Source organism: Arthrobacter sp. NPDC080031 (genome assembly GCF_040702485.1).
Classification (GTDB): Bacteria; Actinomycetota; Actinomycetes; order Actinomycetales; family Micrococcaceae; genus Arthrobacter.
Map to the genome: position 1 here is coordinate 1 of NZ_JBFBLA010000027.1, position 1,663 is coordinate 1,663.

Sequence of the window (1,663 nt, forward strand, 5' to 3'; positions counted from 1 at the left end):
AGGCCAGACCATCACCCTCTGGTTCAACGTCCACCTCGACGGCTCCAGCCCCGCCGACGACACCTGGATGTACCTCGACGACATCACCCTCACCAACCACTGAATGGCGGCGTCTGAACTGTCTGGCCTTACCTGTCGTGTCTAAACCGGCCCGGCGATGGGAATGTCTAAATAATGGTGCATCGGGGTTGGCCTGCTACGTCAGGTTTCGTGAACTTCGGTGCTTAATCCTGCTGCCTTGGTAGCGAGTAGAACGGACTACAGCGATGAAGTATCTGGCGAGCCAGCGGAACCCCATTAGAAACGTCTTGACCATTCTGGTTGCACTGATACTCGTACTCGCCGCGGTTGCCGCAAATCCTGCCCAAGCCGTCACCAGAACCTACCCGAATCACACAAACATCGTCTCCACAACGTTCTGGGTCGGCGAAGTTTTCAATGCGAACGCTTCTGACGGATCCCAGATCTGCTCCACTTACGATGCACAATGGGCCCTGAGCCATACCGGGGTAATTAAGGGAGTCGCCCCGTCTTCGGCCGCAGGCTGCCCCGGCTCGCCTTGGGGAGGGTGCGATGGTGTCGACAACCAGGGCACAACGTATACGACGTTCACCTGTTCCACCGAGGCCCGGAGTGCCGCGACGGACTATTTCCCGACACGGCAGCCAAGGCCCTTGCAGAATCCGTTCTACCTCACCTTGCCCTACGACGACCTGAATGATCCGATCGGCTTCGCAAATCGGTGCACCGACATCCCGTGGGCCAATGACCCCGGATATACAGGGCACTGCACCGACTCCTCGTTCAGCTACATGAAGAACCGCTGGGTGGCCATCACCGGCCCGAACGGCAGAACATGCTATGGCCAGATCGAAGACGCCGGACCCTCAAGCGGCACCCTTTACCACGACGCTGCCTATGTCTTCGGGTCCAATGACGCGCGGCCAGCGAACAAGCTTTACTCGGGGGACCCGACCCAAGGCGCTGGTATGGACGTTTCCCCGGCGCTGAACGGTTGCCTCGGTTACACCGAGCTCGACGGCGACAACGACCATGTGGGCTGGCATTTCGTGGACGACCCGGATGTGCCCGCGGGCCCGTGGACCGACGTGGTCACCACTAGCAAAGTCATCGTCACAGCCCCGACGGCTCCTGCGGCCCCTACTAGGGTGACCGCGACGGCGGCCAATGCATCCGCCGTCGTGTCGTGGAGGGCGCCGAACAACAACGGATCAGCCATCACCTCCTACGCGGTCACTCCGCATGCGGGCACCGCCACGCTGGCCCCGGTGACGGTGTCCGGGAATCCGCCGTCGACGAGCACCACCGTGACCGGGCTGACGAACGGCACCGCGTACACCTTCACGGTCACGGCCACGAACGCGATCGGCACGTCTCCGGCGTCGGCGGCCTCGGCGCCGGTCACCCCGACGGCCGCGGCGACGGCCCCTGCCGCTCCCAGTGGTGTTGTTGCGACGGCCGGGGATGCGTCCGCGGTGGTGTCGTGGACGGCGCCGGCGAACGGTGGCTCCCCGATTACGTCGTACGCGGTCACTCCGCATGCGGGCACCACCACGCTGGCCCCGGTGACGGTGTCCGGGAATCCGCCGTCGACGAGCACCACCGTGACCGGGCTGACGAACGGCACCGCGTACACCTTCAC

Annotated in this window: 1 protein-coding gene; it reads left to right on the forward strand. The window is 63.6% G+C overall.

The genetic code is table 11. From position 1 onward, the window contains the following. Positions 1 to 308: 308 nt before the first annotated feature. Positions 309 to 1,663: fibronectin type III domain-containing protein (locus AB0323_RS19360; protein ID WP_366178763.1), on the forward strand; the 1,355-nt coding region annotated here is incomplete at its 3' end.